14 protein-coding genes and 1 riboswitch are annotated in these 14045 nt (G+C 68.7%); of the genes, 2 read left to right on the top strand and 12 right to left on the bottom strand.

Going from position 1 to position 14045, the window contains the following annotated elements:
* Positions 1-51 precede the first annotated feature (51 nt).
* The 5 genes from G369_RS0107395 to G369_RS0107375 form a co-directional block, all read right to left on the bottom strand.
* Positions 52-705 (bottom strand): ABC transporter ATP-binding protein, encoded by a 654-nt coding sequence (locus G369_RS0107395; RefSeq protein ID WP_019653350.1) that lies wholly within the window; start codon positions 703-705, stop codon positions 52-54.
* Positions 702-1730 (bottom strand): tRNA (adenosine(37)-N6)-dimethylallyltransferase MiaA, encoded by a 1029-nt coding sequence (gene miaA, locus G369_RS0107390; RefSeq protein ID WP_019653349.1) that lies wholly within the window; start codon positions 1728-1730, stop codon positions 702-704. Before miaA ends, G369_RS0107395 begins: the two co-directional genes overlap by 4 nt.
* Positions 1731-1809: 79 nt before the next feature.
* Positions 1810-2784, bottom strand: coding sequence for an alpha/beta hydrolase (locus G369_RS0107385; protein WP_026346256.1), 975 nt, complete (start codon positions 2782-2784; stop codon positions 1810-1812).
* 214 nt (positions 2785-2998) lie between these two features.
* Positions 2999-4903, bottom strand: a complete 1905-nt coding sequence (mutL, locus tag G369_RS0107380; RefSeq protein ID WP_019653347.1) for a DNA mismatch repair endonuclease MutL — start codon at positions 4901-4903, stop codon at positions 2999-3001.
* Between the two features lie 37 nt (positions 4904-4940).
* On the bottom strand, positions 4941-5438 hold the full coding sequence (locus tag G369_RS0107375) for a GNAT family N-acetyltransferase (protein WP_019653346.1): 498 nt from the start codon (positions 5436-5438) through the stop codon (positions 4941-4943).
* A 48-nt stretch (positions 5439-5486) separates the two neighbouring features.
* Here G369_RS0107375 and G369_RS0107370 point away from each other — a divergent pair, with 48 nt between their 5' ends.
* Positions 5487-6158 (top strand): DedA family protein, encoded by a 672-nt coding sequence (locus G369_RS0107370; RefSeq protein WP_019653345.1) that lies wholly within the window; start codon positions 5487-5489, stop codon positions 6156-6158.
* 82 nt (positions 6159-6240) lie between these two features.
* Here the strand turns inward: G369_RS0107370 and G369_RS0107365 are convergent, their stop codons facing one another.
* From G369_RS0107365 to tsaE, 3 genes are all read right to left on the bottom strand, one after another.
* Positions 6241-6528: a YMGG-like glycine zipper-containing protein gene (locus tag G369_RS0107365; RefSeq protein WP_020722983.1), complete on the bottom strand. Its 288-nt coding sequence runs from the start codon at positions 6526-6528 to the stop codon at positions 6241-6243.
* 148 nt (positions 6529-6676) lie between these two features.
* The gene (locus G369_RS0107360; RefSeq protein ID WP_019653343.1) at positions 6677-8149 is read right to left on the bottom strand and encodes an N-acetylmuramoyl-L-alanine amidase; all 1473 of its coding nucleotides are present in this window, start codon (positions 8147-8149) and stop codon (positions 6677-6679) included.
* On the bottom strand, positions 8146-8652 hold the full coding sequence (gene tsaE / locus G369_RS0107355; RefSeq protein ID WP_038114167.1) for a tRNA (adenosine(37)-N6)-threonylcarbamoyltransferase complex ATPase subunit type 1 TsaE: 507 nt from the start codon (positions 8650-8652) through the stop codon (positions 8146-8148). Before tsaE ends, G369_RS0107360 begins: the two co-directional genes overlap by 4 nt.
* Here tsaE and queG point away from each other — a divergent pair.
* Complete coding sequence (queG, locus tag G369_RS0107350; RefSeq protein ID WP_019653341.1) at positions 8638-9711, top strand: tRNA epoxyqueuosine(34) reductase QueG; 1074 nt, start codon at positions 8638-8640, stop codon at positions 9709-9711. The genes tsaE and queG overlap by 15 nt on opposite strands.
* Positions 9712-9715: 4 nt before the next feature.
* On the opposite strand, the gene arsC is transcribed toward queG, so the two are convergent.
* The 4 genes from arsC to G369_RS0107330 form a co-directional block, all read right to left on the bottom strand.
* Positions 9716-10096, bottom strand: a complete 381-nt coding sequence (gene arsC, locus G369_RS0107345; protein ID WP_019653340.1) for an arsenate reductase (glutaredoxin) — start codon at positions 10094-10096, stop codon at positions 9716-9718.
* 40 nt (positions 10097-10136) lie between these two features.
* Positions 10137-10820, bottom strand: a complete 684-nt coding sequence (locus tag G369_RS0107340) for a glutathione S-transferase family protein (RefSeq protein WP_019653339.1) — start codon at positions 10818-10820, stop codon at positions 10137-10139.
* Positions 10821-10860: 40 nt separating this feature from the next.
* Complete coding sequence (locus G369_RS0107335; protein WP_019653338.1) at positions 10861-11373, bottom strand: 6,7-dimethyl-8-ribityllumazine synthase; 513 nt, start codon at positions 11371-11373, stop codon at positions 10861-10863.
* 100 nt (positions 11374-11473) lie between these two features.
* A riboswitch (FMN riboswitch) is annotated at positions 11474-11645 on the bottom strand.
* A 99-nt stretch (positions 11646-11744) separates the two neighbouring features.
* Complete coding sequence (locus tag G369_RS0107330; RefSeq protein ID WP_020722982.1) at positions 11745-13943, bottom strand: TonB-dependent siderophore receptor; 2199 nt, start codon at positions 13941-13943, stop codon at positions 11745-11747.
* Between the last annotated feature and the right edge of the window lie 102 nt (positions 13944-14045).

Here is a 14045-nt window from a genome sequence, read left to right as displayed (position 1 = left end):
GTGAAGCCGGGCCGCTTTTCTGCCAACTTTTTCCACCGCAGGAGATGAATTTCAGGCCGCGATGCCGTCGGCTCGCAAGTGCAGCAGCCGGTCGGCCTGCGCAGCCGCGCTTTCGGAGTGCGTCACCAGCACCAGCGAGGCGCCGTGCTCGCGGGTCTGGCCGATGAGCAGTTCCATCACCTTCGCGGCGGTGGTGGGGTCGAGGTTGCCCGTGGGCTCGTCGGCCAGCAGCAGGGCGGGGCGGTGCACCAGTGCGCGCGCGATGGCCACGCGCTGCAGCTGCCCGCCCGAGAGCGTCTGCGGCAGCCGCGTGCCCATGCCGGGCAGGCCCACTGCCTCGAGCATGTGTACGATGCGGCCTTCGCTGTCCTTCTGCTGCCCCAGCAGCATCAGCGGCAGCGCCACGTTCTGCGCCACGTCGAGGTGCGGAAGCACGTGGAAGGCCTGGAACACGAAGCCGACGTGGCGGCGCCGCCAGAGCGCGCAGGCCTCGCCATCGAGTGCGCCGATGTCGATGCCGTCGTGCATCACCGTGCCCTGGTCCCAACTGTCGAGGCCGGCCATGCAGTTGAGCAGCGTGGACTTGCCGACGCCCGATTCGCCCACGATGGCGACGAACTCGCCGGGCTCGACGGTGAGCGTCACGTTCTCGAAGACAGGCGCATCACCGTAGTGCTTGCCGAGGTTGGAAATGCGCAGCGTCATCGGAGGGCGACGGCCTTTGCCATGAGTTGAACGGCGGTCTGCACCGCATCGGGGGCGTCGCAGGCGATCACGGTGCGCTGCGGCATGCTGCGCAGCCAGGTGATCTGCCGCTTGGCGAGCTGGCGCGTGGCGGCGATGCCCCGCTCGCGCAGGTCGGCCATGGCCTTGGCATCGGGCGCGGCGCTGCCGGCCGCGTCGAGCGTTTCCCAGGCCTGCCGGTAGCCGACGCAGCGCATCGAAGGCAGGTCGGTCGACAGGTCGCCGCGCGCGCGCAGGGCGCGCACTTCGTCGAGAAAGCCGGCTGCGAGCATGGCGTCGAAGCGCTCGGCAATGCGCCCGTGCAGCCAGGCGCGATCGGCGGGTTCGAGCGAGAACAGCATGCCGCCTTCGACCGGGGCGGCAGTCTTGTTGTCGCTCGCATGGAAGCTCGACAGCGGCTGGCCGCTGCTCTCCCACACCTCGAGCGCGCGCTGGATCCGCTGGCTGTCCTGCGGCGCGAGCCGCGCGGCGGTGACCGGATCGACCTGCGCGAGCCGCGCATGCATGGCGGGCCAGCCCAGCGCCGCCGCGTCGGCATCGATGCGCGCGCGCACGGCGGCATCGGCTGCCGGCATGGCGTCGATGCCGTCGAACAGCGCCTTGAAATACAGCATGGTGCCGCCCACCAGCAGCGGCAGCGCGCCGCGCGAGCGGATCTCGTCGATGAGCCGCGTCGCATCGGCCACGAAGGCGGCGGCGCTGTAGCTCTCGCGCGGATCGAGGATGTCGATCAGGTGGTGCGGTACGGCGGCCTGTTCGGCCGGCGTGGGCTTGGCGGTGCCGATGTCCATGCCGCGATAGACCAGCGCCGAATCGACCGAGACGATCTCCACCGGCAGCAGGCGCGCGAGCGCCAGGGCGGCGGCTGTCTTGCCCGAGGCGGTCGGGCCTGCGAGTGCGACGTAGCGCGGGGGATTCGAGCGAGGAACGGCGTCGGGCGAGGCCGCGGTGGCGGCCTTTGCGGCCGCAACGGAACTGGGAGACATGGTGCGCCGAGCGTAGCAAATGGCGCGAGCCCGGCAGCCCGCCGGGCCCAAATGGCGCGAGCCGCTTGAGCGAGCGCCCTCAGATCGCGGCAGGCACCGTCGGCTGCAGCTTGCCGCTCACGTCCTGCGGAGTGAGCGGGGAGGAAGATGTGGGCGGCGCGAGCCGCGGCGTCGGCCGGACGGTGGCGTTGCTCGCGACCATGTTCTCCGGCTTCATGCGGAAAAGCTGGGTCAGCGCCGCCCGGTACTGCGCCTCGCCGACCGAGTTGGTGTTGTGGTGGGAACCGCCCTCGACCAGCACGAACATCTTCGGCACGGTGGCCGCGTCGTACAGCTTGCGGCCCAGGGTCGGGTTGATCAGGCTGTCGGCAGTGCCGTGCACCACCAGCAGCGGCGCGCCGATGTCCTTGACCGCCTTGATCGCCTCGAAGCGCTGCGTGATGAAGGGGCCGAAGGGCAGCCAGCCCCACTTGAAGCCGCTGACCACGTCGGCGATGGAGGTGAACGTGCTTTCGACGATGGTGCCGCTCTCGTCGTTCACGTGCGAGGCCAGGTCGATGCCGATGGCGCCGCCGAGCGAATGGCCGAAGATGTAACGGTGCTGCTTCGGGTGGCGCGCGGCCAGCCAGGTCCAGGCGGCGCGGGCGTCCTCGCGGGCCGTTTCCTCAGAAGGCAGGCCCTTGGAGCTCTTCCCGAAACCGCGGTAATCGATGGCCAGCACCGAGAAGCCCAGTTCATGCATGCGCTGGATGCGCGGTGCGGAGCCGGCCACGTTGTAACGGGCGCCGTGCAGGTACAGCAGCACCGGGGTGGCGGTGGTTTCGGGCGCGCCGCCGAGCCACAGGCCATGCAGGCGGACGGGTTCGCCGGTGATGGAGGACTGGAAGTCGATCCACACGTCCTCCATGCCCTGGGCCATGGCGGCGGTGTTGCCCCAGCTGCGGTCGCTGGGCTGGAAGATCCATTCGCGCTGCTGTTCGTCGAGCGTCGAGCAGCCGGCGGCGAGCAGGGCACACAGCGAGAGGACAGACGCGAGGAGGGTCCAGCGTTTCATCATGGGTTTGAGGGACAGCGGAGTCGGCTCGAAAGTTCACGTGCTTTCACCTTGATGCGCCGACACAGCATCGAGGTAACTCCCTGAAACAGTGCTCGCGGGCACTTTACCGAGCACATGCAACGGATGTGCCTGGGATTTCGCCGACTGCGGAAAACCCTAGAAAAAAGGCTTAAAGATGTCCGAAAGCCGCAGATCGGCCGCGTTTTGCCGCTTATCGGCCACGCATGAAGAGCGAATCCAGCTCGCGGATCGAAAGCTGGCGCCAGGTCGGCCGGCCGTGGTTGCACTGGTCGGAGCGCTCGGTCGCCTCCATCTGGCGCAGCAGTGCATTCATTTCGTCGATGGTGAGCTTGCGGTTGGCCCTCACCGCGCCATGGCAGGCCATGGTGGACAGCAGTTCGTTCTGGGCGCGCTGCACCACGGTGCTGGCGTCGTGCTGGCCCAGTTCTGCCAGCACGCTGCGCGCGAGCTCCACCGGATCGCCATCGGCCAGCGTTCCGGGCACGGCGCGCACCGCCAGCGTGCGTGCCGAGAAGGGCGTGATCTCGAGCCCCAGCGTCGGCAGCACCTCGGCGCAGGCCTCGGCCGTGGCCACTTCCTGCGGCGTGGCCGCGAAGGTGGCCGGGATCAGCAGCGGCTGGCTGCTGATCGCCGCGCCGTCGAGCTGCGTCTTGAGCCGCTCGTAGACGATGCGCTCGTGCGCCGCGTGCATGTCGACGATCACCAGGCCCTGGCTGTTCTCGGCCAGGATGTACACACCCTGCAGCTGGGCCAGCGCCCGGCCCAGCGGCCAGGCTTCGTCGTTGTTGGCGATGGACTGGGGGCGGCCCGCGCCAGGGGGCAGCGCGGCCGGCGCCTGGAAACTCGCAGCGGACGCGCTCGCTGCGGGCCAGGGAGGCGCGGCGGCGGGTTCCGCCGCATGCAGCGGGGCCTGATCGTTGCTGCTGCGCTGGGGCCACATGGCCTCGAAGTCGCCGGTGCCTCGCTGTTCGCGCGGCGCGAAGTCCATCGCCGGCTGTGCCCAGCCGGCATTCGGCGGCAGCGGCGCCTGCTTGAAGAAGGGCTGCGGCGCGCCCGTGGGCGCCACGGCATCGCCGGCGCGGGGGGCCGCGAGCGCATCCTCGATGGCGTGGCGCACCGCCTGGTGCACCTCGCGCCCGTCGCGGAAGCGCACTTCGATCTTGGTGGGGTGCACGTTCACGTCGACCCGCGACGGATCGATTTCCAGGTACAGCGCATACACAGGCTGGCGCTGGCCGTGCAGCACGTCCTCATAGGCGCTGCGCACCGCGTGCGACAGCACCTTGTCGCGCACGAAGCGCCCGTTGACGTAGAAGAACTGGTGGTCGCCCCGCGAGCGCGCCGCATCGGGAATGCCGGCTCGGCCGACCACGCGCACCGGACCGGCCTCGCGCTCGACCGCCACGCTCTGCGCCACGAACTCGTCGCTCAGCGCATCGGCCAGCCGCTGCTCGCGCGTGGCGGCGGCGCGCCACTGCTCGATGAGCTTTCCGTCGTGCCAGACCGAGAAGCCCACCTCGGGCCGCGCCAGCGCGTGGCGGCGCACCGCCTCGATGCAATGGGCCAGCTCGGTGGCATCGGTTTTCAGGAACTTGCGGCGCGCGGGGGTCGCGAAGAACAGCTCGCGCACCTCGACCGTGGTGCCGGTGGAGCGGGCCACAGGCCGCAGCTCGCCGGTGCGCCCGTCGAGCGCGAATGCGGAATCGGAGCCCGCGAAGCGCGAAAGAATGCTGAGCTCGGCAATGGCGTTGATGGCCGCCAGCGCCTCGCCGCGAAAGCCCATCGTGCCGACCGTCTCCAGGTCGTCGAGGCTGGCGATCTTGCTGGTGGCATGGCGGCGCAGGGCCACCGTGAGTTCCTCGCGCGGAATGCCCAGGCCGTCGTCTTCCACGGAGATCAGCCGCACGCCGCCCGAGGCCAGCCGCACAGTGACCTGGCTGGCACCCGCGTCCAGCGCGTTGTCCAGCAACTCGCGCACCACCGAAGCCGGACGTTCGACGACTTCACCTGCGGCGATCTGGCTGATCAGCTCGTCGGGAAGCTCGCGGATCGGGCGGCGTTGTGCGGGGGCGATGGAGGTGGGGAGGGCGCTCACCGGGTCATTCTAAAAGCGGGGCCATCGGGGCGCCGGCTCAGGGCTGCTGCAGCTGCTTGAACATCACGTACGCATCCACGAAGCCATGCCGTGGATGCCTGAAGGCACCAGGCAGCGTGCCGACGATATCGAAGCCCATCTTGCGCCACAGCCGCACCGCGCCTTCGTTGGTGGACACCACGAAGTTGAACTGCATCGCACGAAAGCCCATGCGCAGGGCCTCCTGCTGCGAGTGTTCGCACAGGGCAGATGCCACGCCCATGCCGCGCGCCGCATCGGACACCACGTAACCGCAATTGCTTACGTGCGAGCCCTGGCCGGGCTGGTTGGGCCGGATGACGTAGGTGCCGAGCACCGCGCCCTCGTCGTTGCAGGCGACGAAAGTCGCCGTGCGCACTTTCATCCACGATTCGCGTGCCTGCTCTTCGGTCACGTCGGGGGGATAGGTGTAGGTATCTCCGCGGCGGAAGGTCGGCTCGAGGACCGACCAGATGGCGGGCCAGTCGACATCGGTGGCGGCGCGTATGTGCAGCATGGGGTGATTCACGGGGGCGTCGGGATCGAGCAAGGATAATCCGCGGCCATGGAAATCATCAGCTTTCTCGTCGACTTCATCCTTCACGTCGACAAGCACCTCGAGGCCTTCGTCATCGCCTACGGCCCCTGGGTCTACGCCTTGCTGTTCCTCATCGTCTTCGTGGAAACCGGCGCGGTGGTGATGCCGTTCCTGCCCGGCGACTCGCTGCTCTTCATCGTAGGCGCGCTGTGCGGCGCGGGGCTCATGAACTATCCGCTGGCCTGCGGGATCTTGATCGCGGCCGCGATCCTGGGCGACCAGTGCAACTACTCCATCGGGCGCTACTTCGGGCCGAAGGTGTTCCAGTGGGAGAACTCACGCTTCTTCAACCGCAAGGCCTTCGACCAGGCCCATTCGTTCTACGAGCGCTACGGCGGCATCACCATCATCCTCGCGCGCTTCATGCCCTTCATCCGCACCTTCGCGCCCTTCGTGGCGGGCGTGGCCGAGATGAGCCGCGCGAAGTTCACGATGTTCAACGTGGTGGGCGCATTGATCTGGGTGCTGGGCATCGCCACCGCCGGCTACTTCTTCGGCAACCTGCCGTTCGTGCGCCAGCATCTGGACAAGATCATCTGGGCGCTGATCTTCGTGCCGGGCCTCCTTGCCATCTATGGCGCGTGGAAGGCCTCGAAGGCCGAGAAGGCGCGCGAGGCGCAGCAGGCTTCGCAAGCCTGATCTTCGATCCCTTCCATCCATCCATGAAAAAGCGCGCCCTCGGGCGCGCTTTTCAGTTCAGGCCTGCTGCCCAGGCCGTGTATCAGTAGTTCGGGCCGTTGCCCGGGTAGTAGCCACTGCCGCGCGGATAGCGTTGCTGGTTGTAATAGTTGCGTTCGTCGGCGTTGCGGCCGACCTGGTTGCCGATGATGCCGCCGATGGCCGCGCCGCCCACGGTGCTCGCGGTATTGCCGCCGATGGCATTGCCAACCAGTGCGCCGCCCACTGCGCCCACCCCGGTCCCGAGGTTCTGATTGGGGCCGCTTGCGCAACCCGCGATCGTCAAGACCGAAGTGGCTGCGGCTGCAGCGATCCAGAGACGTGTCTTCATGATTTCCACCTTTCGATGAGTGATGGTTCATCATGTCCAGAACACCCTTGGGCACCGTGTAGGAACCTGCCGCACGTGCCTGTGCGGACTCGCGGGGCGAACCGCGTGGGACAGGAGTGCATGCTTTGGCCCTACAACCGGCCGGCGGCTAGAGCTGCCGGCTGCGCGCCAGCGGCGGGTTCTGCGCGAAGTAGCGCTGGATGCCGCGCATCAGCGCATCGGCCAGGTTCTCCTGGTAGTCGACGCGGCGCAGGTTGGCTTCTTCTTCCGGATTGCTGATGAAGGCGGTCTCCACCAGCACGCTCGGAATGTCGGGCGCCTTCAGCACCGCGAAGCCGGCCTGTTCGACCTGGCCCTTGTGCAGCCGCGCGCCGATACCCTTGATCTCGCCGAGCATCGCGCCGCCGAGCTTGAGGCTGTCGTTGATCTGCGCGGTGGTGCTCATGTCGAGCAGCGCGCGCTGCACCTGGGCCTCGTGGTTGCCCACGTTCACGCCGCCGACGCGGTCGGCGTCGTTCTCCTTGTTGGCGAGCCAGCGCGCAGCGCTGCTGGAGGCACCGCTCTGGCTCAGCGCGAACACGCTGGCGCCGCGCGCAGCGGGGGTGGTGAAGGCGTCGGCGTGGATGCTCACGAACAGGTCGGCCTGCACGCGCCGCGCCTTCTGCACGCGCACGCCCAGCGGCACGAAGAAGTCGGCGTCGCGCGTGAGGAAGGCGCGCATGGGGCTGCCGTTCACGCTGCTCGCGTTGATGCGCTGGCGCAGGCGGTGCGCCACCTGCAGCACGATGTCTTTCTCGCGCGTGCCGTTGGGGCCGATGGCGCCGGGGTCTTCGCCGCCATGGCCGGGGTCGAGCGCCACGATGATGATTCGGTCGGTGCGATTGGCCGTGGCGGCCACCGGTGGCGGGGGTGGCACGGGCGGCGCGGACGGCATAGGGGGCCTGGCGGGCGGCGCCGCCGCCACCACGGGCGGGGGCGGCGGCATCGAGGGCCTGTCGCCGCCGGCCGTTGATGCGGGCGGCGGCGATTGCGGACCGGGTCGCATCGACTGCTGCGCCATCAGGTCGCCGAGTGGATCCGCGGCGGGCGCAGGCGCGGTTGCCGGCGGCGCGACGGCGACCGCGGAGCCGCCACCGGAGCTGCGCGGCGCATCGCGCAGGCGCTCGGCGATCAGCGCTTCCATCGGGTCGATCGCCTGCTCGGGATAGAGGTCGAGCACCAGCCGGTGCTTGTAGGCGGCCACGGGCGCGAGCGAGAACACCTGGGGCACCACGGCCTGCTTCAGGTCGAACACGATGCGCACCACCTTCGGCGCGTTCTGCCCGACGCGCAGGCCATTGATGTACGGGTCGCCGGGCTTGATCTTGCCGACGAGCTCGCGCAGTTCGGGGTTGAGGTCGATGCCCTCGATGTCGACCGCAAGCCGCGGCGGGCTGCCCACCACGAGCTGCTGCGAGTTCAGGCGTGCGTCGGACTCGATGGTCACGCGCGTGTAGTCGGCGGCGGGCCACACGCGCACGGCGAGGATGGTGGCGCCGCGCGCGATCTGGTGCACGCCGAGCATCAGCGCGATGCTGCCGCCTTGCAGCAGCACGCGCCGTTTCAGGCCGGCCGCCTTCATGCGGCGATGCGCGCCAGCAGATCGCTGCCGCGAGCGGTGTTCGCCAGGAGGGTCACGCTGCGTGTGTCGTCAGTCATTGCTTCTATTTTAATAGCGAGGTCGGCAATTGGCGTACGGCCCGCGGCGTTGTCCGGCCATTCGGCCAGCTTGAGGCCCGGTCCCGCGAAGATGTCGCGGAAGCCGGCGTCGTCCCATTCGCGCGGATCGGCGAAGCGATAGAAGTCGAAATGGAAGATCTGCAGCCCGTCGGGCGCCTCGTGGGGCTCGACCACCGCGTAGGTGGGGCTCTTGATGCGTCCGGAGATGCCCAGGGCGCGAAGCAGGTGGCGTACGAAAGTGGTCTTGCCGGCGCCGAGGTCGCCACGCAGTTCGATGAAGGCATTGCTCAATGCGGGCGCCGAGGCCAGCTTCTGCGCGAATGCTTCGGTGTCGGCTTCGCTGCACCAGCGCAGGCTGCGGGTGCTCTTGTGCGTTTCTACAATCGGCAAGTGATCGTCAGCCATCCACTCGTTGTTCGTATTCAGGCCTTGGCCAGGGAACTCGGATTCTCCCAAATCGGAATCGCGGGCGTCGATCTGTCGAGCGCCGAGGCCGGTCTGATGCAATGGCTGGCCCATGGGTTCCATGGCGAGATGCAATACATGGCAACGCACGGCGCGCGCCGCGCGCGTCCGGCCGAGCTGGTGCCGGGCACGGTGAGCGTGATCACCGCGCGCATGGACTACCTGCCGCGCAGCACCGAGCCCGAGTGGCAGGCCATCGAGTTCGACCGCCTCAAGCGTCCCGGCGAGGCCATCGTCTCGGTCTATGCGCGAGGGCGCGACTATCACAAGGTGGTGCGCAACCGGCTCGCGAAGCTGGCGGAGCAAATCGCCGAGGAGGTCGGCCCCTTCGGGCACCGCGCCTTCACCGACTCGGCCCCCGTGCTCGAGGCCGAGCTGGCCTCGCGCAGCGGCCAGGGCTGGCGCGGGAAGCACACGCTGGTGCTCGACCGCGACGCCGGCTCGATGTTCTTCCTGGGCGAGATCTACGTCGACATGGAGTTGCCGCCGAGCGAGCCCGTCACCGCGCACTGCGGCAGCTGCAGCGCCTGCATCGACGTGTGCCCGACGCAGGCCATCATCGCGCCGAAGCGGCTCGACGCACGCCGCTGCATCTCGTACCTCACCATCGAGCATGGCGGGCCCATCCCGCTCGAGCTGCGCCCGCTGATGGCCAACCGCATCTACGGCTGCGACGATTGCCAGCTGATCTGCCCCTGGAACAAGTTCGCGAAGAAGAGCACGCTGCCCGACTTCGACGCGCGCCAGGAACTCACCGGCCGCACCCTGGCCGATCTGTTCGCATGGACCGAGCAGGACTTCCTTCGCCGCACCGAAGGCAGTCCGATCCGCCGCATCGGCCATGAACGCTGGCTACGCAACATCGCGGTGGCGCTGGGCAATGCGGTGCGTTCGGGCGAGGGCGGTGCGAAGCAAGCGCTGGCGACGCGTGCCGAGCACCCGAGCGAGCTGGTGCGCGAGCACGTCGCCTGGGGTCTCGCGCAGGACCCCGCGAACTGAGGCTTCAGGCCGGCAGGATCTCGCGCACGCGCTCCCACGGCCGGCACATCAGCGTGCCGCGAGGCGACACCACGATGGGCCGCTGCAGCAGGATCGGGTGCTCCACGATGAAGTCGAAGATCTGGTCGTCGGTCCATTTCGGGTCGGCGATGTTCAGCTCCTCGTAGGGCGCTTCCTTGGTGCGCAGCAGATCGCGCGCGCCCATGCCCATGGCCTTCGAGAGCTCGCGCAGCTTCTTCTTCGAGGGCGGTGTTTCAAGATAGAGAACGATCTCGGGCTCCACGCCGCTTTCGCGGATCAACGACAGCACGTTGCGCGACGTGCTGCAGTTGGGCTTGTGGTAGATCGTCATCGGGTAGGCGGTGGTCGGGGTGCGTGCGGTCATGGTGCCGATGATAGGAAACCCGATGGCGGGGGCCGAGGGCTCAGCTTTCCTGCGCGTCCATCGAGAACGGGAAGCGCGCCGCCCAGAACTCCGCCAGGCGCGGATCGGCATCCACGCGGCGCACCACCTGCGTCATGCGCGGCGCCACGCGATAGAAGCGCCGGCGGCGCGGCGTCCAGCGCGACACCACGGTCACGTACAGGTCGAGCATGCTGATCTTCTCGCCCAGCAGGTAGGGCGCTGGCTCGTCGATCTGCGAATCCATCAGCTGCCAGCAATGCGCGATGCGCTCGGCGGTGCGTTCGAGCATCGCGGCTTGCGCGGCCGGGTCGGGCACGAGGCGCGAAGGCTCGTCGCGCACCCAGAACATCGAATAGATGGCGGCCGGCAGGTAGACCATCCAGCGCAGGTAGCGCGCACGCAGCGGGTCGTCGGGCGCGGGACAGAGCTGCGCCTCGGGATAGCGGTCGCCCAGCCAGATCAGGATGGCCGCGCTCTCGGTCATCACCTCGCCCGACGGCAGCACGAGCGCCGGCACCTGCCGCATCGGGTTGACGCCGGCGACGCGCTCGCGCTCGGCATCGCCCTCCCAGGGGGCGATGTCGATGGTCTCGACCTGCGCGCCAATCAGCGTGAGCGCGGCGTGGATGGGCGTGGCGCCCGAGCCGGGCGCGCCGTAGAGGGTGTAGCGGTCTTCGCGTGCGGAGGCGGATGGGCTGCTCATCCGCGCAGGTTACGCAGGCCCGCCGGCCTTGTCACGTAGGTCAGGCGGCCAGGAGCGCGTCCACCTTCTTCAGCCCTTCGAGCGTCTTCACGCAGGCCTCGGCCACTTCCGTGCCCTTGACCGCGAAGTGGCGGTGGAAGTACTTGCGGTGCTCCACGTGTTCGTGGAAGTGATGCGGCGTGAGCACGGCCGAGAAGATCGGCACGTCGGTCTCCAGCTGCAGCGACATCAGCGTGCTGACCACCGTGTTCGCCACGAACTCGTGGCGGTAGATGCCGCCGTCGACCACCAGCGCGCAGCCGATGATGGCTGCGTACTTGCCGGAGTTGGCGAGGCGCTTGGCGTGCAGCGGGATCTCGAAGGCGCCCGGCACGTCGAAGATGTCGATGAGATCGCGCGCCACGCCCAGGCGCTCCATCTCCTCGAGGAAGGCGTCGCGCGCCTGGTGGACGATGTCGGAATGCCACTGCGCCTCGACGAAGGCGATGCGCGTGCCGCGTGGCGAACCCGACGCGGTGACGGCGGAAAGGGGAAGGTCGTTGATCTGACTCATGGTGTGCCTCTGAGAAAGCAGGTTTCCTGAATCAGGGCGCACGAAACCGCAAGGCAGCTCGCGCGCGGGCCGAAGCCGGACGCACGGGCAGGCCCGCATTTCGCGCTCTCTTTCATCCGGACTGTGACCGTCGGCTTCGGAATCGCACCGAAATCTGCTGACCCCGAAGCTCGTTGCAAGCTCCGGGCGCTCGCGGGCTTGTGCGGCTTTTCCTTTCGGAAGACACCGCCATCACCGCCGGTGGGGAATTTCACCCCGCCCTGAGAACGCTTGCCGCCCGGCGAGCCGGACAGCGGGGCCGATTCTAGGTGTCGGCCCCGGAGGGAGCCTGTCGCCCCCGCGCCAGACCTTCGCCCAGGCGGGGATTTTCTTCAGAAGCGATACGTGGCCGCCGCAGTCACGGTACGGCGCTGGCCGTAGAAACAGTCGCCGCGCGCCAGGCAGGTGGTCAGCTGCACCTTGTCGGTCAGGTTGCCCACGTTGAGCGACAGGCGCAGCGGGCCGTTGTCCCAGGCGAACATCGCGTCCAGCAGGGTGACCGAGGGCACCGGGTTGGCGTCCATGCCATCCCACGACTTGCCGATGTAGCGCACGCCGCCGCCCAGCGAGAAGCCGGGCACGCCGCCGATGGAGAAGCGCCGCATCAGCCAGGCCGAGGCCGTGTGCTTCGGCACGCCCGAGATGCGCTTGCCCAGGTCGGTGCCGTTGCTGCGCGAGACGCGCGCGTCGGTGTAGGCGTAGGAGGCGACCCAGTCCCAGTCGCGGCCGATGCTGCCCTTGTATTCGAGCTCCAGCCCCTTCACGTGCACCTCGCCGAGCTGGATGCTGTTGAGAGGGTTGGTCGGGTCGGTGGTCTTGCGGTTGGTGTCGCGCAGGTCGTACACCGCCGCCATGAACGAGGTGCGCTGGCCTTCGGGCTCCCACTTCACGCCGGCTTCCCACTGCTTGCCGCGCTGGGGCTTGAAGGGCGTGTTGTTCACGTCCGCGCCGCCCAGCGGCAGGAACGATTCCGCATAGCTCAGGTACGGAGCCCAGCCGCCGTCGGCCAGGTAGACGAGGCCGGCGCGCTTGGTGGTCGCCTTGTCGTCGACCGCCACGGCGGGGCGGCCTTCGGTGTCGGTGGTGGCCTTGTCGTGGCGCAGGCCCAGCAGGCCGACCCAGCGGCCGTACTTGACCTGATCCTGCACGTAGATGCCGGCCTGCTTCTGCACCACAGCGGGCTGCCGCGTGAGGAATGCGGGCGGCGTGTAGTTGCCGTACACCGGCGCATACACGTCGAGCGCGCCGGCGCGGCCGCGGCCCGTGAGCTGCGAGGTCTCGTTGCGCTGGAAGTCCGCGCCGACGAGCAGCGTGTGCTCGGCTGCGCCGGTCTTGAAGTGGGCCTCTGCCTGGTTGTCGAGCAGCAGCATCTTGCCGCCGTTGAGCTGCACCACCAGGTCGCGCTCGATGGTGCGCTGGTCGGCGTTGAACACCGGGCGCGCCGGGCGGCCGGTGAGCCTGTTGGCGGTGAAGCTGGTGTACGAGGTGTTGTAGACCACCTTGCTCTCGGTCGAGCGCAGGTTCTGCCTGAAGGTCCAGGTGTCGTTGAAGCGATGGCTGAACAGGTAGCCCAGCGAGGTGTTGCGCGTGTCGTAGCGGTCGAAGCCCGGCTCGCCGGTGAAGGTCGAGGTGGGAATCTGGCCGTAGAGCGACGGCAGCAGCGTGCCCTGCCACGGGAAGAATCCGATCAGCGAGCCGCTCTTGTCCTTCTGGTAGAGCGCCTGCAGCGTGAGCGAGGTGTCGGCGTTCGGGCGCCAGGTGAGCGAGGGCGCGAGCAGGATGCGGTCGTCGGGCACGTGGTCGACCTGCGTGCCGCTGTCGCGGTTGACGGCCACCAGGCGATAGAGCCACTTGCCCTCGGTGTCCAGCGGCCCGGTGAAATCGGCCGCGACCTGCTTGCGGTTGTGGCTGCCCAGCTGCACCTGCACTTCGCGCTGCAGCTCGGCCTGCGGGCGCTTCGACACCAGGTTCAGCACGCCGCCGATGCCCCCCTGGCCGTAGAGCACGGAAGAGGGCCCGCGCAGCAGCTCGACCCGCTCCAGCGTGTACGGATCGGCGCGCGTGGTGTTGTAGGTGCCGTAGCTTCGCTGCAGCCCGTCGAGGTACTGGATGGCCTCGCCGCCGCGCACCTTGAAGGAGTCGACGCGGCTGTCGAAGTAGCTCGACACCACGCCGGCCGTGTAGTTGGTGGTCTCGCGCAGCGTGAGCGCGCTCTGCGCCTCCATCTGGTCGCGCGTGACCACCGAGATGGCCTGCGGCGTCTCGATCAGCGGCGTGTCGGTCTTGGTGGCGGTGCCGCCGCGCCTGGCGACGAAGCCGGTCACCGGGCCGGTGGCGCTTTCGACTGCGTCGCCCGTCACGGTGATCGTGGGCAGGGCCTTGCGGGTCTCGGCGGATTCGTCCTTTTCCTGGGCGTAGGCCGGCACGGCGGCGCCCAGCGCCATGGCGGTCGCCGCGAGCGTGGCGCGGCGGGCATGTGAAATTTGCGGGTTGGGGCGCCAAGCCGGGCGCCGATGCTTCTTCGATGTCATGTGCAGCTTCTCCTGTGTCCTGCGTTTGGGGGGAGTGGCTGCGGCGCGCGCCGGATGCGGGCGCGCCATGGCTTCTCGTCTCTGATCCATTCGGTTCGGACG

The sequence above is a fragment of the Variovorax atrisoli 110B genome (genome assembly GCF_000382045.1).
GTDB classification, from domain to species: Bacteria; Pseudomonadota; Gammaproteobacteria; order Burkholderiales; family Burkholderiaceae_C; genus Variovorax; species Variovorax atrisoli.
This window is presented reverse-complemented; position numbering and strand designations above follow the sequence as displayed.